This is a genomic window from Ciceribacter sichuanensis (assembly GCF_024055605.1).
Classification (GTDB): Bacteria; Pseudomonadota; Alphaproteobacteria; order Rhizobiales; family Rhizobiaceae; genus Allorhizobium; species Allorhizobium sichuanense.
Window position 1 is genome coordinate 201,114 of record NZ_JAMXLX010000004.1, and the last position, 19,141, is coordinate 220,254.

General features: G+C 61.7%; 21 protein-coding genes. 4 read left to right on the forward strand and 17 right to left on the reverse strand.

The features are described 5' to 3' along the window. Nucleotides 1-2: 2 nt before the first annotated feature. From NBH21_RS14080 to NBH21_RS14100, 5 genes are all read right to left on the reverse strand, one after another. On the reverse strand, nucleotides 3-749 hold the full coding sequence (locus NBH21_RS14080) for an aspartate/glutamate racemase family protein (protein ID WP_250914069.1): 747 nt from the start codon (nucleotides 747-749) through the stop codon (nucleotides 3-5). Then, nucleotides 749-1,567, reverse strand: a complete 819-nt coding sequence (locus tag NBH21_RS14085; protein WP_250914068.1) for an ABC transporter permease — start codon at nucleotides 1,565-1,567, stop codon at nucleotides 749-751. Before NBH21_RS14085 ends, NBH21_RS14080 begins: the two co-directional genes overlap by 1 nt. A 1-nt stretch (nucleotide 1,568) precedes the next feature. Continuing rightward, nucleotides 1,569-2,474 carry an ABC transporter permease gene (locus tag NBH21_RS14090; protein WP_250914067.1) on the reverse strand — a complete coding sequence of 302 codons (906 nt, stop codon included), beginning with the start codon at nucleotides 2,472-2,474 and terminating at the stop codon, nucleotides 1,569-1,571. Nucleotides 2,475-2,658: 184 nt separating this feature from the next. Further along, entirely contained in the window at nucleotides 2,659-3,951 is a 1,293-nt protein-coding gene (locus tag NBH21_RS14095) for an ABC transporter substrate-binding protein (protein WP_250914066.1), read from the reverse strand. A 51-nt stretch (nucleotides 3,952-4,002) separates the two neighbouring features. Then, nucleotides 4,003-5,091, reverse strand: coding sequence for an ABC transporter ATP-binding protein (locus tag NBH21_RS14100; protein WP_250914065.1), 1,089 nt, complete (start codon nucleotides 5,089-5,091; stop codon nucleotides 4,003-4,005). A 245-nt stretch (nucleotides 5,092-5,336) separates the two neighbouring features. Here NBH21_RS14100 and NBH21_RS14105 point away from each other — a divergent pair, with 245 nt between their 5' ends. After that, nucleotides 5,337-6,065: a GntR family transcriptional regulator gene (locus NBH21_RS14105; protein ID WP_237351699.1), complete on the forward strand. Its 729-nt coding sequence runs from the start codon at nucleotides 5,337-5,339 to the stop codon at nucleotides 6,063-6,065. 86 nt (nucleotides 6,066-6,151) lie between these two features. Here NBH21_RS14105 and pheT read toward each other — a convergent pair whose 3' ends face one another. The 10 genes from pheT to infC form a co-directional block, all read right to left on the reverse strand. Continuing rightward, on the reverse strand, nucleotides 6,152-8,575 hold the full coding sequence (pheT, locus tag NBH21_RS14110) for a phenylalanine--tRNA ligase subunit beta (protein ID WP_250914064.1): 2,424 nt from the start codon (nucleotides 8,573-8,575) through the stop codon (nucleotides 6,152-6,154). Then, nucleotides 8,572-9,201 carry a 3'-5' exoribonuclease domain-containing protein gene (locus tag NBH21_RS14115; protein ID WP_250914063.1) on the reverse strand — a complete coding sequence of 210 codons (630 nt, stop codon included), beginning with the start codon at nucleotides 9,199-9,201 and terminating at the stop codon, nucleotides 8,572-8,574. The genes pheT and NBH21_RS14115 overlap by 4 nt, the downstream gene beginning before the upstream one ends. Nucleotides 9,202-9,231: 30 nt before the next feature. Next, the gene (pheS, locus tag NBH21_RS14120) at nucleotides 9,232-10,317 is read right to left on the reverse strand and encodes a phenylalanine--tRNA ligase subunit alpha (protein ID WP_250914062.1); all 1,086 of its coding nucleotides are present in this window, start codon (nucleotides 10,315-10,317) and stop codon (nucleotides 9,232-9,234) included. A gap of 132 nt (nucleotides 10,318-10,449) precedes the next feature. After that, nucleotides 10,450-10,854, reverse strand: coding sequence for a 50S ribosomal protein L20 (gene rplT / locus NBH21_RS14125; protein WP_099056272.1), 405 nt, complete (start codon nucleotides 10,852-10,854; stop codon nucleotides 10,450-10,452). A 41-nt stretch (nucleotides 10,855-10,895) separates the two neighbouring features. Further along, nucleotides 10,896-11,099, reverse strand: coding sequence for a 50S ribosomal protein L35 (gene rpmI / locus NBH21_RS14130; protein ID WP_099056273.1), 204 nt, complete (start codon nucleotides 11,097-11,099; stop codon nucleotides 10,896-10,898). 174 nt (nucleotides 11,100-11,273) lie between these two features. After that, nucleotides 11,274-12,596 carry a sensor histidine kinase gene (locus NBH21_RS14135; RefSeq protein WP_250914061.1) on the reverse strand — a complete coding sequence of 441 codons (1,323 nt, stop codon included), beginning with the start codon at nucleotides 12,594-12,596 and terminating at the stop codon, nucleotides 11,274-11,276. After that, complete coding sequence (locus tag NBH21_RS14140) at nucleotides 12,593-13,258, reverse strand: response regulator transcription factor (protein WP_250914060.1); 666 nt, start codon at nucleotides 13,256-13,258, stop codon at nucleotides 12,593-12,595. The genes NBH21_RS14135 and NBH21_RS14140 overlap by 4 nt, the downstream gene beginning before the upstream one ends. A 4-nt stretch (nucleotides 13,259-13,262) precedes the next feature. Beyond that, nucleotides 13,263-13,742, reverse strand: coding sequence for a PepSY domain-containing protein (locus tag NBH21_RS14145; protein WP_250914059.1), 480 nt, complete (start codon nucleotides 13,740-13,742; stop codon nucleotides 13,263-13,265). Nucleotides 13,743-13,896: 154 nt separating this feature from the next. Beyond that, on the reverse strand, nucleotides 13,897-14,415 hold the full coding sequence (locus tag NBH21_RS14150) for a hypothetical protein (RefSeq protein ID WP_250914058.1): 519 nt from the start codon (nucleotides 14,413-14,415) through the stop codon (nucleotides 13,897-13,899). 155 nt (nucleotides 14,416-14,570) lie between these two features. After that, the gene (gene infC, locus NBH21_RS14155) at nucleotides 14,571-15,107 is read right to left on the reverse strand and encodes a translation initiation factor IF-3 (RefSeq protein ID WP_250914256.1); all 537 of its coding nucleotides are present in this window, start codon (nucleotides 15,105-15,107) and stop codon (nucleotides 14,571-14,573) included. A 197-nt stretch (nucleotides 15,108-15,304) separates the two neighbouring features. Here infC and NBH21_RS14160 point away from each other — a divergent pair, with 197 nt between their 5' ends. Both NBH21_RS14160 and NBH21_RS14165 read left to right on the forward strand, forming a co-directional pair. After that, nucleotides 15,305-16,114 carry an alpha/beta hydrolase gene (locus NBH21_RS14160; protein ID WP_250914057.1) on the forward strand — a complete coding sequence of 270 codons (810 nt, stop codon included), beginning with the start codon at nucleotides 15,305-15,307 and terminating at the stop codon, nucleotides 16,112-16,114. A 136-nt stretch (nucleotides 16,115-16,250) separates the two neighbouring features. Next, nucleotides 16,251-16,868 (forward strand): transglutaminase-like cysteine peptidase, encoded by a 618-nt coding sequence (locus tag NBH21_RS14165; RefSeq protein WP_250914056.1) that lies wholly within the window; start codon nucleotides 16,251-16,253, stop codon nucleotides 16,866-16,868. 29 nt (nucleotides 16,869-16,897) lie between these two features. Here NBH21_RS14165 and NBH21_RS14170 read toward each other — a convergent pair whose 3' ends face one another. Beyond that, on the reverse strand, nucleotides 16,898-17,380 hold the full coding sequence (locus NBH21_RS14170; RefSeq protein ID WP_250914055.1) for an Lrp/AsnC family transcriptional regulator: 483 nt from the start codon (nucleotides 17,378-17,380) through the stop codon (nucleotides 16,898-16,900). A 127-nt stretch (nucleotides 17,381-17,507) separates the two neighbouring features. Here NBH21_RS14170 and NBH21_RS14175 point away from each other — a divergent pair, with 127 nt between their 5' ends. After that, entirely contained in the window at nucleotides 17,508-17,927 is a 420-nt protein-coding gene (locus tag NBH21_RS14175; RefSeq protein ID WP_250914054.1) for a DUF2000 domain-containing protein, read from the forward strand. A 122-nt stretch (nucleotides 17,928-18,049) separates the two neighbouring features. Here NBH21_RS14175 and mbfA read toward each other — a convergent pair whose 3' ends face one another. Next, nucleotides 18,050-19,033 (reverse strand): iron exporter MbfA, encoded by a 984-nt coding sequence (gene mbfA, locus NBH21_RS14180; RefSeq protein ID WP_250914053.1) that lies wholly within the window; start codon nucleotides 19,031-19,033, stop codon nucleotides 18,050-18,052. Between the last annotated feature and the right edge of the window lie 108 nt (nucleotides 19,034-19,141).

The following is a 19,141-nucleotide window of genomic DNA, read 5'->3' on the forward strand; positions in this document are numbered from 1 at the left end:
GCTCATATCCCGGCCATTACAGCCGGGGCGAAGGCTTCGAGCGCGCCGGTATAGGTCTTGTTGATCGGCGAGGCATAGACGCCGCGCTTGGCAGTCGAAAGACCCAGCGCTACCAGTGCCTCGGCCTGCTTCACGGCGGCGGCGACACCGTCGATCACCGGAACGCCGAATTCGCGCCTAAGTTCGGCCGTCAGATCTGCCATGCCGGCGCAACCGAGCACAATGGCTTCCGCCTTGTCCTCGCGCAGCGCCACGGCGATCTCGTTGCGCAGCCGGTCGCGTGCGTTCGATTGAGGGTCTTCCAGTGAAAGCACGGGAATATCGGCGGCGCGCACCTTGGCGCGGCCGCTCATGCCGTAGCGATGGACCAGATGTTCGAGCGGCAGGCGCGAGCGCTCCATGGTGGTGACGATCGAGAAACGCTGGGCGATGAAGGAGGTAGCGGCAAGTGCTGCCTCGCAGATGCCGATCACGGGCATATGGGCAAGCGCGCGGGCGGCATCGAGGCCGGTATCGTCGAAGCACGCGATGATCGCAGCCGATGCCCCGGCCTTTTCCGCCCGGGCGATCTCGACCAGCAGGCCGGGGACGGCGAAGGCCTCGTCATAATAGCCCTCGATGGAAACCGGACCCATTGAAGAGGTGACGGCGACGATCTCCGTACCGGGGTTTGCCACGCGATGGGCGGCATCGGCGATCGTCGCCGTCATGCTGCGGGTTGTGTTGGGATTGACGACGAGTATGCGCATCAGCCGCGTGCCCTGCGACGGTTCATGGCGACGATCAGGCCGAGCGTGCCGGCAATTACCAGGAAGGAGAAGACGGTGGTCACGGTGCCGAGCGCATAGAGCACCGGCGTCGTGACGTTGGTGGTCATGCCGTAGATCTCCAGCGGCAGGGTGTTGTAGGTGCCGGATGTCATCAGCGTGCGGGCGAACTCATCGTAGGACAGTGTAAAGCCGAACAGGCCGACGCCGATCAGGCTCGGTGCGATCATCGGCAGGACCACATGGCGGAAGGTCTGCCAGGCGTTGGCGCCGAGGTCGCGGGCGGCTTCCTCGTAGGACGGCGAAAAGCGGTTGAAGATGGCGAACATGATCAGCACGCCGAACGGCAGCGTCCAGGTGAGGTGCGCGCCGAAGGCCGACGAATACCATGCGGGCTGCAGTCCGGCCTGACTGAAGACCACGCCGATGCCGAGCGAGATGATGATGGAAGGCACGACGAGGCTTGCGACCGACAGATAGAACAGGGCGGTGGCGCCAATGAACTTGCGGCGGAAGGCAAGGCCTGCCAGCAGCGAGACGACGACGGTGACGACCATGACCATCAGGCCGAGCGCCAGCGAGCGGCGGAAGGAGCCGCCGAAATCGCCGACCGCCTGCTGTTCGAACAGGTTGCCGAACCAGTGCACGGATACCCCGTTCAGCGGGAAGGTCAGGCCGCCATTTTCGCCCTGGAAGGACAGAATCAGGATCGCCGAGAGCGGTCCGTAGAGAAACAGCACGAACAGCACGAAGAAGGCGGCGAGAACGTAGAATTCGCGGGAGCGTTTTTCGGAATTCATCTCAGAGTTCCTTGCGGATATCGACGACGCGCAGGATGGCGGCGACCATCAGGAGGACAAGCACCAGCAGGATCACCGCATTGGCGGCGGCGGCCGGATATTGCAGCAGCGACATCTGGTTCTTCATCATCAGCGCCACCGAGGCGCTCTGGCCGCCGGACATCACCTGAACGGTCGAGAAATCGGCCATGACCAGCGTCACCACGAAGATCGTGCCGATCGCCATGCCGGGCTTGGACAAGGGAATGATGACATTGGTGAGAATCTGCCGGCCGGAAGCGCCGGCGTCGCGCGCGGCCTCCACCAGAGCGCGGTCGATGCGCATCATGGTGTTGAAGATCGGCGTGACCATGAACAGCGTGTAGAGATGCACCATGGCGAGCACCACCGCGAAATCGGAATAGAGCAGCCATTCGATCGGTTGAGAGATAACGCCGGTGCCGATTAGGCTGCTGTTGACGAGACCGTTGCGACCGAGCACCGGGATCCACGAGATCATGCGGATGATGTTGGACGTCAGGAACGGCACGGTGCAGACGAGGAAAAGCACCATCTGCATGGTGGTGGTGCGGATGTGGAAGGCGAGGAAATAGGCGACCCAGAAACCGATGAAAACGGTGATCGCCCAGACGATGAGCGCGAATTTCAGCGTGTTGAGATAGGTCTTCCATGTCACCCACGAGCCGAGGGTTTCGGTATAGTTGAAGGTGACGAAATCGGGATACATCTGGGCGAAGTCGTAATCCCAGAAACTGACGATGCCGATCATCAGGATCGGCAGGAGCAGGAAACAGCCGAGGATCAGCGCCAGCGGCGCGGCCTGCAGATAAGCGGGGAGCCAGGCAGGCAGACGGATTTCGCGTTTCGGCTTTTCCTCGCCGACGCCGATAAATCGCACTGTGTTCATCGTCTGTCTCTCCGTGTTGGCTCGATTGTCTGCATGTCCCAACGAAGGTCCCGCTTTGGACCCCCTCTGGCCTGCGGCCATCTCCCCCACAAGGGGGGAGACACCGTGTTGTGACCTTGCATCCACCACCCCGGTGACGGGATGTTCTGGAATCCCCTCCCCCTTGTGGGGAGGGGATTATCCCTTATGCCGCGATGAACTCGTTCCAGCGGCGGACCATGTAGCGGTCTTCGTCCATGACCGAGTTCCAGCAGGCGACCTTGCCCATGCGTTCCTCGAAGGAGCCGCCGTCGCGGATGGCGCCGGCCTTTTCCATGACCTTGCCTTCCGGCGAGAGAATGTCGCCAGCGGCGGCCTTGCCCTCGATCCAGTAGCCCCATTCGTCGGCGGTCATGAAGCCCTTTGCCGTTTCCATGCAGGCCGAATAGTAGCCCTGACGGTTGAGGTAGCCGCCGACCCAGCCGGACGTGTACCAGTTGATGTATTCATAGGCTGCATCGAGCTGCGCGCCGCTGAGGTGCGAGGCAAGACCCAGACCACCGCCCCACGAGCGATAACCTTCCTTGAGCGGCTGGTACTTGCAGGCGATGCCCTTGGAGCGGACGGCGGCGACGGCCGGCGACCACATGGACTGGATGACGACTTCACCCGAGGCCATCAGGTTGACCGACTCGTCGAAGGACTTCCAGAAGGCGCGGAACTGGCCGTCCTGCTTGGCCTTGATGAGGAAGTCGATCGTCTTGTCGATCTCTTCCTTGGTCATGTTGCCCTTGTCGGCATACTTGATGTTGCCCATCGCTTCCATGATCATGGCGGCGTCCATGATGCCGATGGAGGGGATGTTGAGGATCGAGGTCTTGCCCTTGAAGGCTGGGTCCATGATGTCGGCCCAGGTGGTGATCTCGCGGCCGACGAGGTCGGGGCGGATGCCCAGCGTGTCGGCGTTGTAGATCGTCGGCATCATGGTGAAGTATTCGGTTTCGGCCTTGGCGAAGGTCTTGTCGCCGGGCTTTTCGACATAGCCGACCGTGTGCGGCGCGGTACCCTGGGCAATCACGCTGTCAGGCAGCAGCTTGCCGTTCTTGAACAGCGGCACGACCTTGTCGTAATACTTCAGCTTCTTGGTTTCCATCGGCTGGATCACGCCGGTCGGATAGACCTTCTTCAGGATCCAGTATTCGATATCGGCGATGTCGTAGGACTTCGGCTGGGTGACGGCGCGCTGGGCGGCGGCGTCCGAATCTGTTGCCGTCATTTCGAGCGTGATGCCGAGGTCCTTCTTGCACTGCTCGGCGATGGCGTTGATGTTCGAGACGCCGGTGCCGAACTGGCGCAGCGTGATGTTCGACTGTGCCCAGATGGTCGGGAAGCCGGTGATGACGCCGGAGCCGGCGGCGAGGCCGGCGGCGGCCGCGCCGGTCTTCAAGAGATTGCGGCGGGTCATTCCGCCGGTTTCGGTCTTGGTCTTCTCAGTCATGGCCCAGTTCTCCTCTGAGGTTTTGGTTGGTTGTTTCTGGTTTATGCGCGCTCAATGCTGCAGGCGGCCGAGCACGATGGCATCTTCCGCCGGCCAGGAAAGCGGCACGGCATCGCCCACCTTGACGGGGCTTGCGAAGAAGTCCGCATCGCTGACGATGGCCGTGAAGTCCTCGATGCCCGCGCCGGAAAGCGAAAGCTTCACGGACGAGCCGCGATATTCGATATTCGAGACGATGCCGGTGAAGCCGAGGCCTTCGGTGAATTCCTGCCCGATGCGCACGCGGTCGGTGCGCACCGCGATATCGGCGGCCGTGCCCGTCTCCGGCGCGGCGCCTCGGGCGACAAAGCGCCCGCCACCGATGACCTCGATCACCGGGCCATCCTCGCCCGATGCGGCGATCTTGCCCGAGATTACGTTATGATCGCCCATAAAACGGGCAACGAAGGCTGTTGCGGGGCGTTCGAACACGGTGCGCGGATGGGCGGCCTGTTCGATGCGGCCCTCGTTCATCACCACGATCAGGTCGGCAAGCGCCATGGCTTCCTCCTGGCTGTGGGTGACGTGGATGAAGCTGATGCCGAGCGTCGTCTGCAGCTTCTTCAGTTCCGCGCGCATGCGGATCTTCAGGAAGGGGTCGAGCGCCGAAAGCGGCTCGTCGAGAAGCAGCGCTTCCGGCTTGGTGATGAGCGCGCGGGCAAGCGCCACGCGCTGCTGCTGGCCGCCCGAAAGCTGCGCCGGCCGGCGGGTGGCATAGGGCTCGAGCTGCATCAGCTTCAGCATTTCCAGTGCTTCGCGCCGTCGGGCCTCCTTCTCGACACCTTTCATCTTCAGGCTGAAGGCGACGTTGTCGACGAGGTCGAGATGCGGGAACAGCGCATAGGACTGGAACATCATTGCCGTGCCGCGCTTGGCTGGTGGCAGATCCGTGACATTGGCGTTGCCGAGCAGGATGTCTCCGCTCGAAACGCTTTCATGACCGGCAATCATCCTGAGCGTGGAGGTCTTGCCGCAGCCCGAAGGACCGAGCAGGCAGCAATAGGTGCCCGCCGGAATCTTCAGGCTGATCGCATGCACTGCGGTGGTCGTTCCGTATACCTTGGAGACTGCGGCGATATCGATCTCTGCGGCTTTCGTCATGATTTACCCCTCTGCATGGGAATTTCAGATGCATGAGCCGTGCCAGTTTGCAATTTGCCGCCTAAGTGTCTGGAATCGCGTGCGTGTCCTTGGGTTGTGCCGGAAGGTTGTGCGCCTCCGGTCTGTGTATGCATAAAAAAGATGCTATTGTGTTCGATCCATGGATGAAATTGTCGACAATCATTTTGCTTAATCAGCGCCACCTTTCTGTTCCCATTGCATCGCATTGACGATAAAAAGGCCGCATGCGCAAAGAAGACATGTCGCCCGCTCCCGGAACCCAGAGCCTGATCGATCCCAATCAGGAGGATCGCGCACGCGCCATCCGCGACCAGTTGCGCGATGCCATCGTCGACCGGCGTCTGGCGCCCGGCACGAAGCTTTCAGAAGCCGAAGTCGGCACGCTGTTCGATGTCAGCCGCACCGTGGTTCGCTATGCGCTGCAGATGCTGGCCTTCGAGGGACTGGTGCGCACCGAACGCAATCGCGGCGCCTTCGTCTCCAATCCCTCGCCGGAAGAGGCCATGCAGGTCTTCGCCTCGCGCCGGCTGATCGAGCCCGGTATCGTCGCGGCTGCAGCCGAGCGGATCACCGCAGCCGATATCGCCGGTTTTCGTGAACAGTTGAGGGAAGAGGAACGCTTTCGCAGCGAGCGTGGAGCGAGCGCCCGGCGCGCCGAGATTAAGGCATCAGGCGATTTTCACCTGATGCTGGCCAGGGTCGCAGGCAATGCCATTCTCGAAAAATTCATGGACGAACTCGTCGCCCGCTCATCGCTGGTGATCGCGCTTTATGGCCGCACCGGCGTTTCGAGCTGCGGCCATGACGAGCATGGCGAAATCCTCGACGCTCTGGAGAACAAGGACGTGGCCCGCGCCACCGAATGCATGCTCCACCACATCGCCCATATCGAGGCCGACCTCGACCTTCGCATCGGCGAGGCGCTGACGCTGAAGGACGCGCTCAATCTGTGAGGCCGAAGCCCGGTCCGCTTTCAAGGTCTGAAATGAGAAAAGCCCGCCGGTTTCCCGACGGGCTTTTTGTTTGGATCCAATCAGCCTTACGCCCGAAGGCTGCCGCCGGTGGTCTTTTCGACGTTGCCGACGATCTTCTTGGTGAGGGCGTCGAAATCCTCGTCGGTGAGCGTCTTGTCGATCGGCTGGATCAGCACCTCGATGGCGACCGACTTCCTGCCTTCGCCGACTGAAGCGCCCTCGAAGATGTCGAAGACGTTGACGCCGGTGATCAGCTTGCGGTCGGCGCTGCCGGCGGCCTTGATGATCGTACCGGCCTCGATGGTCTTGTCGACCACGAAGGCGAAGTCGCGCTTGACCATCTGGAACGGCGAAAGATCGAGCGCCGGCTTGGTGCGGGTCGCCTTCTTCTTCGGTTCCGGAAGGGCGTCGACAAAGACCTCGAAGCCGCAGAGAGCGCCGGAGACATCGAGCGCCTCGAGCGTCTTCGGGTGGAACTCGCCGAAATAGCCGAGGATCACCTTCGGGCCGGCCTTGATCGTGCCCGAGCGGCCCGGATGATACCATGCCGGAGCGCCGGCCTCGATCTGCACATTGCCCATCGGCAGGCCGCAGGCCTCAAGCACTGCGAGCGCGTCGGCCTTGGCGTCGAAGACGTCGACCGGCTTGCCGCCGCCCTTGGAGGCGTTCGACCACATGCGGCCGGCGCCGGCAAGCGAGGCCGTGCCGCGACGGATGCCGCCGGCGACGCGGCGCTGGCCTTCCGGCGTATCGCTCTCATAGGTGCCGGACACCTCGAAGATTGCAACGTCGCCGAAGCCGCGGTCGGCATTGCGCTGGGCGGCGACAAGCAGGCCGGGCAGCAGCGAAGGCCGCATGTCCGACATGTCGGCGGCGATCGGGTTGGCGAGCTTGAGCGCGGCGCTGCCGCCGCCGAAGAGCTTTGCCTGTTCCGCGGAGATGAAGGACCATGTGACGGCTTCCAGCATGCCGCGTGCGGCAAGCGTGCGCTTGGCGGTGCGGGTGCGGATCTGCAGCGTCGTCAGGATGCGGCCGTTAACGGAGCCGGTGGGTGCCAGCGGCTCGGGCTTGATGTTGTCGACGCCATGCACGCGCATGACTTCTTCCACAAGATCGGCCTTGCCGTCGACATCCGGACGCCAGGACGGAACAGAAACCTTGACCTGCTCGCCTTCGCCGATCACCTCGAAGCCGAGACCGGTGAGGATTGTGCGTGCTTCCTGGTTGGAGACCGTGAGGCCGGTGAGGCGCTTCACCTCCGAGAACGGGAAGTCGACGATCTTGCGGACATGGCCCTTGTAACCGGTGACCTTGGTGGCCGCCGCCGTGCCACCGCACATCGAAAGCACCAGTTCGGTGGTGCGTTCGAGGCCGGGCACCATGTATTCCGGATCGACGCCGCGTTCGAAACGATAGCGGGCATCGGTGATGATGCCCTGCGAGCGGCCGGTCTTGGCGATGTTGATCGGATCCCAGAGCGCCGACTCGATCAGCACGTTGACGGTGTTCTCGTCGCAGCCGGAATGCTCGCCGCCCATGATGCCGCCGATCGATTCCGGACCGTTGTCGTCGGAGATGATGACGTTCGAAGGATTGAGCTTGTAGGTGCGGGTGTCGAGAGCGAGGATTTCCTCGCCTTCGCGCGCGCGGCGCACGGTGAGTGTGCCCTTGACCTTGTCGGCGTCGAAGACGTGCATCGGACGGCCCTGGTCGAAGGTCATGTAGTTGGTGACGTCGACCAGCGCCGAGATCGGGCGAAGGCCGATGGCGAGCAGCCGCTGCTGCATCCACTTCGGGCTCGGGCCGTTCTTCACGCCGCGCACGAGGCGATAGGCAAAGCCGGGGCACAGACGCTCGTCGTCCAGCACGATCTTCACGTCATGCGGCGTTTCGCCATCGACCTTGAAGTCGGGTGCCTTCGGCTGCTTCAGCGTGCCGAGGCCGGAAGCGGCGAGGTCGCGGGCGATACCGAAGACCGAGGTGCAATCCGGACGGTTCGGCGTCAGGTTGATCTCGATGACCGGATCGTCGAGGCCGGCATAGGACGCGAACGAGGTGCCGACCGGGGCGTCCTCGGGCAGGTCGATGATGCCGTCATGATTGTCGGAAATGTTGAGCTCCTTTTCGGAGCACATCATGCCGTGGCTTTCGACGCCGCGGATCTTGCCGACCGAAAGCGTCACATCGATGCCGGGAACATAGGTTCCGGGACGCGCCAAAGCACCGACGAGGCCGGCGCGCGCATTCGGCGCGCCGCAGACGATCTGCACCGGCTTGCCGTCACCAGCATCGACGACCAGAACCTTCAGCCGGTCGGCTTCCGGATGCTTCTCGGCGGAGAGAACCCTGGCGATGACGAAGGGCTTGTAAGCCGCCTTGTCATCGACATCCTCGACTTCGAGGCCGATTGCAGTCAGGCGCTCGCAGATCTCGTCGAGCGTGGCTTCGGTGTCCAGATGATCCTTGAGCCAGGAGAGTGTGAATTTCATTTTTGCACCCTTGTAAAATCGAGCGGGTTTGCCGGCAGCTCCCGAGCCACCTCGAATAGTTTTGAAAGAAGCGACGCGTATCCGCGCGCATCGTCGATAGCCCGGTGAGTGTGCGGATGATGTCCGAGCCACTCGGCGGGGAATTCAGTTGGGCCTGCCGGCGGTTCCGTCTTGCCGAAGACGCCGAGCAGGTAGGTACCGATGTCGAGCGGCGCGCGGTTGAAGACGCAATGGCCCCAGATCGCGGCATCGAGCAGGAAGCGATCGGCGAATGTTTTCAGGTAGTGGTCGATCCACAAGCCGTCGAACATCACCGGTCTCGCCGCGAAGGCCCGCTGTCCGCTGAAGTTTTCGATCCAGTCGACGAAACGCTTCATGACGATTGCCGGGTCTTCCGGATCAGTCGTCGCTGCCATCCATGCCTCCGGCTGTGTCTTCCACCATCCCATGGTCCGATCATCTGTCTGACGATCGGGACGAGGCTGGAGCACGGCTTCGAACTCGCCGCACAGCGCGCCATCGGAATGCAGGACGACGGTGGCAAAGCTCAGCATCGAATGGTGCAGGGGATCCGGCCCATTCGTCTCGATATCGGTCACGAAATAGTATGTCGGTGTCTGGCTCATCGCAGAAGACTTCCGCAGGACTATCGGTGGTTACGCGCTCAAACCGCCGAACAGGGTCGGCACGTCGAGCGGGCGGAAGCCGTAATGGCTCATCCAGCGCACGTCGGCGTTGAAGAAGTCACGCAGGTCCGGCATGCCGTATTTCAGCATGGCGATGCGGTCGAGGCCCATGCCCCAGGCAAAGCCCTGATATTCGTCCGGATCGAGACCGCCGGCGCGCAGCACGTTCGGATGAACCATGCCGCAGCCGAGGATTTCCATCCAGTCGGTGCCTTCGCCGAACTTGACGATCGGGCCGGAGGAACGGTCGCACTGGATGTCGACCTCGAAGCTCGGCTCCGTGAAGGGGAAGAAGGACGGGCGGAAGCGCATCACCACCTTGTCGACCTCGAAGAAGGCCTTGCAGAACTCCTCGAGGACCCAGCGCAGGTTGCCGACATTGGCGGTCTTGTCGATGACGAGGCCCTCGACCTGGTGGAACATCGGCGAATGGGTGGCGTCGCTGTCCTGACGATAGGTCTTGCCGGGAATGACGATGCGGATCGGCGGCTTCTGCGCTTCCATGGTGCGCACTTGCACCGGCGAGGTATGGGTGCGCAGAACCTTGCGCTCGCCGTTCTCGTCGGGCGACAGGAAGAAGGTGTCATGCATCTCGCGGGCCGGATGACCCTCGGGGAAATTCAGTGCCGTGAAGTTGTAGTAGTCGGTCTCGATATCCGGGCCTTCGGCGATGGAGAAGCCCATGTCGGCGAAGATGGCGGTGATCTCGTCAACGATCTGGCTGATCGGATGGATGCGGCCGCGCTCAGCGGGCGAGGAGCGCACCGGCAGGCTGACATCGACGGTCTCTGCCTTCAGGCGGGCGTTGATCGCCGCGTCGCGCAGCTCGCTCTTGCGGGCGGTGATCTTTTCGGTCAGTTCGTTCTTCAGCGCGTTGATTGCGGCACCGCGCGTCTGGCGTTCTTCCGGCGTCATGCTGCCCAGCGTCTTCAGCAGTTCGGAAACCGAACCCTTCTTGCCGAGCGCGGCAACGCGCACTGCCTCGATCGCGGCTTCGTCTTCGGCGGCCGAAACATCCGAAAGAAGCGCTATTTTCAGACTGTCGAGATCGGACATCTTGTCTTTCCTGCCCTGGTTCCTCTGCCGAGCCTGACGTCCCGGCGTGACGATGATATGAAAAAACCCGCGCCAGCCCTGCCAGCGCGGGTTTCCCAATCGGATTGTGCAATGAGCTTGGGAAGCGCTGGCTTACTTGACCGCGCTTTCAAACTCGTTGGCCGTACCCTTTTCCTTGAGGTAGGCAAGTGCCTTCTTGGAAGCTTCGACGAGGGCGCCGAAAGCCGCCGGCTCATGGATGGCCATGTCGGACAGAACCTTGCGGTCGACTTCGATACCGGCCTTGTTGAGGCCGTCGATGAAGCGGCCGTAGGTGAGGCCGAATTCGCGGACGGCAGCGTTGATACGCTGGATCCACAGGGCGCGGAAGTTGCGCTTGTTGACCTTGCGGTCGCGGTAGGCGAACTGCTTGGAACGATCGACGGCAGCCTTTGCTGCGCGGATCGTGTTCTTGCGGCGGCCGTAGAAGCCCTTGGCTGCCTTCAATACCTTCTTGTGCTTGGCGTGGGCGGTAACGCCGCGTTTTACGCGTGCCATGTCATGATCTCCTTAAACTTGGTCCAGTTGGGCGGAAGGTCTCAGAGACCGTTCGGCAGGTAGTTCTTGATAACCTTCTTGCCGTCAGCTTCGGCGAGGATCATCGTACCGCGAGCATCGCGGATGAACTTGTTGGACCGCTTGATCATGCCGTGGCGCTTACCGGCAGCCGCAGCGACAACCTTGCCAGTGGCGGTGATCTTGAACCGCTTCTTGGCCGAGGACTTCGTCTTCATTTTGGGCATTTTGCTACTCCATTGTTTTTGTGAAAGACCAGCCGACGAAAGCCGGTTTTCAAGCATTAGAAACGGCCACGGCATGCCCTGCCGGACCGTTCGGACGGGCGCTTATAACCGCGAAGGGAAAAAAGCGCAACGGGGGTCGACGGATTCTTGGGCTTTGTCTCTCCTCGCAATCCGCTACGTGCGCAGCGGAACCCTCAATCTGACCGCCAGACCGCCGAGTCGGGAGCCTTCGAGCTCCATTGCGCCGGCATAGGCAGCAAGAATCTCCGCCGTGATCGACAGACCAAGGCCGGAACCCTCATCGTCCGCCCCGAGGTGCCGACCCCTGGAGGGAAGTGTCGCGAGTTCGTGCAGAGCGATCCCGGGTCCGTCGTCCTCGACGGTGATGACGATTGCTCCATCCGCAACAATGGCCGCTATATGAATCCGACCGCGGGCATAGCGTGCCGCGTTATCAAGCACATTGCCGAGCGCTTCCGCGAGATCGGCCGCATCCATGTCGGCGGTCAGTCGCTCAACGATATGGATTTCCCAATCGACATCGCGGGACTGGGTGACGGGTTTCAGCACGCTCACCAGCTTGCCGACCAGGGGAGCCAGGTCCGTCCGCGCCATCTGTTCTACGCCGAGCCTTGCCGACTGAAGCTGACGGTCGGCGCGTTGGCGAACCAGGTCCACTTGCTGGCGCGCGAGCTTCTTCTGGGCCGGAGGCAGATGATCGGTCAGTTGCAGCAGCACGGTGAGCGGCGTTTTCAGTCCGTGGGCAAGATCGCTCGCGCGTGCCCTTGCCCTTTCCACCGCGGTTTCCCGCTCTGTCAGCAGCAGGTTCAGTTCGGACACGAGTGGCCGGAGTTCGGAGGCGCCGACATCCTCGACCGAGTTGGCCTGTCCCGAGCGGACAAGGCCGACCCGTTGCTGAAGTCGCACAAGGGGAGAAAGCCCGACGCCAACCTGGAAAATCGCGGCAGCGACCAAAACCGCTGCCGTCAGAACGAGCATCAGCGCCATCGTGCTGTGAAACTGTGCGACGGCGTCATCGAGTTCGTTTCTATCGAACGCGGCCGAAAGCATGAAGCTGTGGGATCCGCCTTCATCGTCGAGCGCAATCTGGCGTCTGTAGACGAGAAGGCCGGCGCCATCCGGTCCTTCCGCGGCCATGAAGCCATGGTCGGCTCGTGGCAGGTCGGCGGGCAGTTCGACGTCCCAGAGCGACCGCGAACGCAGCGCGGCGCCCGTCGCGGGCGTTATCTGCCAATAACGGCCGCTTCCCGGAAGGTTGAAGCGGGGATCGCTCGGCGTTTTTTCCAGAACGGCTTTTCCGTCGCGAAGCTCGAGAGCTGCTGCAAGCTGATCGATGATCGTCGCGCATTCGACCCGATACCGCTCTGCAACGTAGTTTGAGAAGACGCGGCTGAGACCGAAGCCCACCAGCAGCAAGATGAAGACGATCGCCACCATGGCGCCGACGGCGAGCCGGATCCGGAGGGATTGGATCATGTCTGGTTGTCCGGCAACAGGTAACCAAAGCCGCGTCGTGTTTCGATCGCTTCCGGATCGGTCTTGCGACGGAGCCTTGTGATCATTGCCTCGACGGCGTTCTTGGCGGCATCGTCATCGCGGCCCTGGACATGGCGAGCAATTTCGATGGGGTCGAAGACGCGACCGGGGGCGCTGGCAAGAAGCTGCAGCAAGCGATATTCCAGTGTTGTGAGTTCGAGCGGACGGCCGTCATAGGTAACGCGGCGAGTTTGGTCATCGATGACAAACCGGCCGGCGGAGTTGACTGGGGAAGGCTTGCCCCGTGCGCGGCGCAGCAACGCCTTGAGACGTGCGAGCAGTTCCTCGCTGCGGAACGGCTTGGGCAGGTAGTCGTCCGCACCGGCCTCGAAGCCGTCAACCCGCTCCATCCATGAACCCCGGGCCGTCAGCACGAGGATCGGCGTGTCGAGGCCAGCTGCCCGCCAGCGCTTCAATATGGAGAGGCCATCCATGCCGGGTAGGCCGAGGTCGAGAATGATCGCCGCATAGTCGCCGGTTTCACCCTCGGCCCATACTTCCGGACCTGTCGCGAGATGGTCGACGAGATACCCCTCGGCCTCAAGTTTGGCCTTGGTGTGATCTGCTATGTCGCGATCGTCTTCGGCGAGCAGCAGTCGCATCGCGTTACCACCCGAACAGGGACAGCTTGCGGCCGGTCACCGCGTTGAGGCGAAGGGTTCGCACGCTGCCGTTATCGTTCTCGACCTTGAGCGTATAGAAGGGCGATTTGCTTTCGAGCGAGAGATCGACGGAGATCACGCGCCCGGCCCCCATGGCGTTCACACGGCGAAGGATCTCGCGAAGCGGCAGGATGCGTCCCTCGCGGACGGCGTCGCGCGCCTTGACGTGATCGTTCTTGCCGGCTTCGCTTTCGCCAGCGGAGCTGTCATTGCTCTCATTATTTCCGCTGTTGCTCTCGTTGTCTTCGGATCCGGAATTGCTCCCGCCGCCGCTATCGTCACCGCCATCACCGTCGCCATCACCGCCGCTGTCATCGCCGCCGTCGTCGTCGGCTCTGGCTGGTCCGGCATGCGCAAGCGTGATGGCAAGCGGCATCGCCGCTGCGAGCAACAAGATGAAATGTCGCCTTTCCATAGCCATCATGCCTATGACGCTTCTCCTCGGACCTGGTTCATGGTGGAGAGTAGCGTTTGTTTCATTGCCGCGCCACCGGGGCGAAAGGAACCCCCGCCCGAGGCTGGGCGGGGAGAAATGGCGCGCAGCACCGGCGGCTGCGCCGCGGCCATTTCAAGCGCAATCAGTTTACAGGGACGACAGTAACTCGCGTGACCGTGCCTCTGGGAGCTGCGAACTTGACCTCGGTCATGCCGCGTTCCTGTTCGATTTCGACCCGCAGTTGACGACCGTTCTGGTCTACCGCGATCATCGTTCCGTTCGTCAGGCCACGCAGTTGGGTTTCGTTGACGACCAGACTGGTCTCGACATTGCGATCGCGGCGGTTGCTGGTCTGGTCGTCATGGATATCTCTGTCGTCCGTCTTGTCGTCATCAGAGACGTCGTTATCGCTGTCGTCGTCGGAAGCATCATCTCTGCTATCGTCGTCACCACCGCTATCGTCTGAACTGTCGTTTCCGCTGTCATCGCCATGGTCGTTGCCTCCATGATCGTCTCCGCCATCATCGTCGGCATAGGCGACGGATATGATCGAGGAGGACAGCGGAAGGGAAATGCCCGAGACAATGGCGGGCAACAGGGTCAGGGAGAGCAGGGCGGTGCTCGATAGGAGCAGGGGTTTGCGCAGCAGGGCGAACATCATTTTTCCTCCGATGTTGAACATGAATGATCTCGATGAACAACACCTTGCACTCGTTGTCCTGACAGGATGGCCCGTCTGTCTGTCAGCGGATTGTCAGCGCAAGTCATGAAAAAAGCCGCCCTGGGCGGCTTTTTTCATGGGGCCTTGGAGCACACTTACTTCGGAGCGAGCACCATCATCATCTGGCGTCCTTCGAGCTTGGGCTCGGCTTCGACCTTGGCAATCGTCAGGGTGTCTTCCTTGACCTGCATCAGGAGCTTCATGCCGAGTTCCTGGTGAGCCATTTCGCGGCCGCGGAACTTCAGGGTCACCTTGACCTTGTCGCCTTCTTCAAAGAAGCGCGCCATCGACTTCATCTTCACCTCATAGTCATGGGTGTCGATGTTCGGGCGCATCTTGATTTCTTTGACTTCGACGATCTTCTGCTTCTTGCGCGCTTCCGCCGCCTTCTTCTGGTTGGCGTATTTCAGCTTGCCAAGGTCGAGGATCTTGCAGACCGGCGGCTCGGCATTGGGCGAGATCTCGACGAGGTCGAGACCCGCTTCTTCCGCCATCTTCAGCGCCTGATCCGTCGGCACAACACCGAGATTCACGCCTTCTTCATTGATCAACTGAACTTTGGGAATCCTGATTTCCCGGTTGGAGCGCGGCCCATCCTTGACGGGGGCGTCGGCTTTGAAAGGTCTGCGAATGGTCGTATTCTCCTCGAACTGTTCCGGATAGCCGCAACGTCCTCGCTGCGCTGGAATCTCGTGCGCAGGCAAAATGGCGATTGCGGATTTTATGTCAATAGCATGCCTGTCATAGAAAATCACCTGTTGTCCGTTCATTCGCGAGTGTGTTTTACAGGCCGCAACGTCGCATGGTGCAGGCAAGAAGGAGAACGGGTATGGCCGAGGGTGAAAACGGGATCGTCGCAACGCATCTGACGGTGGGCGAGGGGGATGATTCCCGGCCGATCGCCATGCTGCTGCGCCCTGCCGCCGGAAATGCTTCCCCTTCGACACCGGCGCTCGTCTGGCTTGGCGGCTACCGCTCCGACATGGCCGGCACCAAGGCGATCGAACTCGACGCACTCGCAGCCGAAAACGGTCTTGCAGCGATCCGCTTCGACTATTCCGGCCACGGCGCCTCCGGTGGCGAATTCCGCAAGGGCACGATCAGCCGCTGGACGGAGGAAGCGCTTGCCGTGCTGGAGCATGTCGCGCCCGAAAGTGTGGTTCTGGTCGGCTCCTCCATGGGTGGCTGGATCGCGATCCGGGTCATCCAGGAGCTGGCAAGGCTTGGCCGCGGGCCGAAGGTGGCGGGTCTGGTGCTGATCGCACCCGCGCCGGATTTCACCATCGACCTCATCGAGCCGAATCTCTCGGAAGCCGAGCGCACGTCTCTTTCCGAGCGCGGCTATTTTGAGGAGCCTTCCGAATACAGCCCGGAACCGAACATCTTTACCCGCGCCCTGATCGAGGACGGTCGGGAAAACCAGGTGCTGAAGGGCATCATCGAGACCGGCTGCCCGGTGCATATCCTGCAGGGCATGGCCGATCCCGACGTGCCCTACAAGCACGCGCTGAAGCTTATGGAATTCCTGCCGGCTGACGATGTTGTGCTGACGCTGGTGCGTGATGGCGACCACAGGCTTTCTCGGACCGAAGATATCGCCCGCATGAAGGCGGCGGTCGTTGCCATGCTGCCGGCCTGATTGTGCCCGGATCCAATCCCGGATCTGTCGCATTTTAACCATAGTTGATAAATCCCTAACGCGCCTCCCGTCGCAGTAATTGACTCGTAACCCTTCTGAACCTTAACGTTTTGTTAACGAATGAAGGGACGAGTTCATGATGAACGGTTCGAACGCGCTTGCCGCGCTGGTGGTTTCGCTGGCGGTCATGGCGCCAGCCAGCACTGCCTTGACGGCGCCGAAGACCCAGTTGTCCATGCAGACGGGCAATGTCACGTCCCAGCCGATTGGCCATTATGAATTCTGCCGCAGCCACCGCGACGAGTGCAGCATTCGCCTCAGGCCGGGTTCGGCTGCGCGCGTCACCGCTCATGGCTGGGAGGTCGTGCGCGATATCAATCTGTCCGTGAACACGACAATCACGCCGATGACCGATATGGAGATCTACGGGCGTGAGGAAGTCTGGGCCTATCCCGCCGACGCTGGCGATTGCGAGGATTTCGTTCTCCTCAAGCGCCGCAAGCTCATGGATGCCGGCTTCTCTCCCGCCGATCTGCTGATTACCGTTGTGCGCAAGCCCGATGGCGAAGGCCATGCTGTCCTGACGCTGCGCACCGCCCAGGGCGACTTCATTCTCGACAACCTCGTCGACGAAGTGAAGCCCTGGACGGACACGCCCTATACCTACCTGAAGCGTCAGGCGAGCTTCGATACGGGTCGCTGGGTCACCATCGAGAACGGCACCACCGACGTCATGGTTGGCGCTTTGAAGTAAGCGCGCTCACGGCGGGAGCGGCGCTCCCGCTATCCCCGGGCGAATGAAAGAGGCAAGCCTTCGAAAGGCTTGATCTCCTTCAGCACGAAGGTCGTCTGCATTTCCTTGATGCGGGGCAGGCGGCGCACTACCGCCATGGCGAAATCCGCATAGGTATCGAGGTCGGGCGAGACGACCTGCAGCAGGAAATCTGCGTCGCCCGCAATGCTGTAGCAGGCCACGACCTCCTTGAGCTTCGAGACGCTGGCCGAAAATTCTTCCGCTTCCTGTTCGCTGTGGCTGTCGATCTTGACGCGAATGAAGGCGAGTACGCCGAGGCCCATCTTCTTCCGGTCCAGTTCGGCGCGATAGCCCTTGATAACGCCGGTCTCTTCCAGTTGCCGCACACGCCGCCAGCATGGCGAGGTCGAAAGCCCGACCTCCTCCGATAGCGTCTGGTTGGTCATCCGTCCGTCGGTCTGTAACGCCTCCAGTATCCTGACATCGACCGCTTCAAGAGGATCGTTCGGCATGATCTACCTCCATGTTTCCATAAATCGGCAATATCTACCTGATTATGGATTGAGGCGGCAATAAAAGGCAGGAAATTTCCGGCGCACGGCACTAGTTTTTGCCTGAAAACCCAATGCCGGAGCAGAAATGACCGAAGACCTTCGTATTGCCATCGTCGTCAACCCCGAATTGCCTCAGGGCCTTCTCGCCAACACCGTCGGAGCTATCTCCATAGGGATCGGTTCGAAGCTGCCTGTGTTGGCCGCGCGCCAGCTTGAGGACGGGCAGGGACGGCGGATCGACAGCAGTTCCACCCTGCCGGTGCCGATCCTTCAGGCGGATGATGAGACCTTGCGCCGACTGATGCTGAAGGCGCTGGATGGAGCCGGTCCGGCGAGCGCGGTTGTCCCGTTCCCGGCTTTCGCCCGTGCGCTGCACGTCTATGCCGACTACGAGGCATCCATGCCGGGCAGGGATCTTGGCGAGGAAAAGATCGACGGCCTCGGTATTGTCGGGCCGTCGAAATGGGTGAAGTCGCTGACGGGGTCGTTGAAACTGCTGCGGTGAGGGGGCGGGTTTGGTGGGGTGGTCGGGATCAGGATACGCCCGGCCACTCGCTTTGTGCTCGTGGCGTTCGTCGTTGAAATCGATTCACTGGATCGATTTCTCCGGCTGCGCCGGATCACTCCTCACCCATTCCCGATCAGGATGCCGGCGGCGAGCACCAGCGATCCGCCGAACACGACCTGCATGACCGCACGGAAGAACGGCGTTTCCATGTATTTGTTCTGGATGAAGGCAATGGCCCAGAGTTCGAAGAACACCACCACCGCCGCGGTCAGCGTTGCCGTCCAGAAATGCGGGATGAGATAGGGCAGGGCGTGGCCGAGGCCGCCCAATGCGGTCATGATGCCGGACGCGAGACCGCGCTTGATCGGCGAGCCGCGACCGGAGATCTTGCCGTCGTCATGGGCGGCTTCGGTGAAGCCCATGGAAATGCCGGCGCCGACGGAGGCCGAGAGGCCGACGAGGAAGGTCTGCCAGGTGTCGCCGGTGGCAAATGCCGCCGCAAAGATCGGCGCGAGCGTCGAGACGGAGCCATCCATCAGGCCGGCTAGACCCGGCTGGACATAGGTCAGGATGAACTGCCGGCGGGCCGTTTCGTTTTCCTCTGCCGCGACTTCGCCGGGCACATGTTTCTCGCCGAGCATGGCGGCGATTTCCTCGTGACCCTGTTCGGCCAGCGCAAGATCGCCGAGCAGCTTGCGTGTCGATGCATCGCTCGTCCGCTTTTCCGCCTCGACATAGAAGCGATAGGCGCCTTCCTCCATCTTGCCGGCTTCCGCGCGGATCTGCTCCAGCGACTGATTGGCGCGCAGCCAGTCCGGCTTGCGCTCGTAGAAGCCGGCCACATGCTCTCGCCGTATCAGCGGAATGCGCTCGCCGAAGCGCTGGCGATGCATGTCGATCAGCATGTTGCGATGGGTCTGCTCCACTTCGGCCATGTCTTCGAACACTTTCGCCGACTGGGGATATTGCGCGCGAAGTTGGTCGGCATAGGCAAGATAGATGCGCGCGTCATCCTCCTCCGAGGATATCGCCAGCGCCAGGATTTCCTGCTCGCTGAGGCTGTCGAAGGAACGCTTGGCCATCGAAAAGAGGCTGCGGAACATGAATGGAAAACTCCAATTTTTAGAATTATTCTAAAATAAACATTCGCCCCATCGCTGGTCAAGGGCTGGCTGGCGGGCCAATCGACGCAGACCCGGCGAGGCGGCGCC

Excerpts from the sequence above, each read along its gene's own strand:
- NBH21_RS14150 (WP_250914058.1), bottom strand. The coding sequence starts at position 14,415 with ATGATGTTCGCCCTGCTGCGCAAACCCCTGCTCCTATCGAGCACCGCC.
- NBH21_RS14145 (WP_250914059.1), bottom strand. The coding sequence starts at position 13,742 with ATGATGGCTATGGAAAGGCGACATTTCATCTTGTTGCTCGCAGCGGCG.
- NBH21_RS14090 (WP_250914067.1), bottom strand. The coding sequence starts at position 2,474 with ATGAACACAGTGCGATTTATCGGCGTCGGCGAGGAAAAGCCGAAACGC.
- NBH21_RS14140 (WP_250914060.1), bottom strand. The coding sequence starts at position 13,258 with ATGCGACTGCTGCTCGCCGAAGACGATCGCGACATAGCAGATCACACC.
- NBH21_RS14080 (WP_250914069.1), bottom strand. The coding sequence starts at position 749 with ATGCGCATACTCGTCGTCAATCCCAACACAACCCGCAGCATGACGGCG.
- NBH21_RS14135 (WP_250914061.1), bottom strand. The coding sequence starts at position 12,596 with ATGATCCAATCCCTCCGGATCCGGCTCGCCGTCGGCGCCATGGTGGCG.
- NBH21_RS14085 (WP_250914068.1), bottom strand. The coding sequence starts at position 1,567 with ATGAATTCCGAAAAACGCTCCCGCGAATTCTACGTTCTCGCCGCCTTC.
- pheS (WP_250914062.1), bottom strand. The coding sequence starts at position 10,317 with ATGTCCGATCTCGACAGTCTGAAAATAGCGCTTCTTTCGGATGTTTCG.
- rpmI (WP_099056273.1), bottom strand. The coding sequence starts at position 11,099 with ATGCCCAAAATGAAGACGAAGTCCTCGGCCAAGAAGCGGTTCAAGATC.
- NBH21_RS14100 (WP_250914065.1), bottom strand. The coding sequence starts at position 5,091 with ATGACGAAAGCCGCAGAGATCGATATCGCCGCAGTCTCCAAGGTATAC.
- NBH21_RS14170 (WP_250914055.1), bottom strand. The coding sequence starts at position 17,380 with ATGCCGAACGATCCTCTTGAAGCGGTCGATGTCAGGATACTGGAGGCG.
- NBH21_RS14115 (WP_250914063.1), bottom strand. The coding sequence starts at position 9,201 with ATGAGCCAGACACCGACATACTATTTCGTGACCGATATCGAGACGAAT.
- NBH21_RS14165 (WP_250914056.1), top strand. The coding sequence starts at position 16,251 with ATGATGAACGGTTCGAACGCGCTTGCCGCGCTGGTGGTTTCGCTGGCG.
- mbfA (WP_250914053.1), bottom strand. The coding sequence starts at position 19,033 with ATGTTCCGCAGCCTCTTTTCGATGGCCAAGCGTTCCTTCGACAGCCTC.
- NBH21_RS14160 (WP_250914057.1), top strand. The coding sequence starts at position 15,305 with ATGGCCGAGGGTGAAAACGGGATCGTCGCAACGCATCTGACGGTGGGC.
- NBH21_RS14105 (WP_237351699.1), top strand. The coding sequence starts at position 5,337 with ATGCGCAAAGAAGACATGTCGCCCGCTCCCGGAACCCAGAGCCTGATC.
- pheT (WP_250914064.1), bottom strand. The coding sequence starts at position 8,575 with ATGAAATTCACACTCTCCTGGCTCAAGGATCATCTGGACACCGAAGCC.
- NBH21_RS14175 (WP_250914054.1), top strand. The coding sequence starts at position 17,508 with ATGACCGAAGACCTTCGTATTGCCATCGTCGTCAACCCCGAATTGCCT.
- NBH21_RS14095 (WP_250914066.1), bottom strand. The coding sequence starts at position 3,951 with ATGACTGAGAAGACCAAGACCGAAACCGGCGGAATGACCCGCCGCAAT.
- rplT (WP_099056272.1), bottom strand. The coding sequence starts at position 10,854 with ATGGCACGCGTAAAACGCGGCGTTACCGCCCACGCCAAGCACAAGAAG.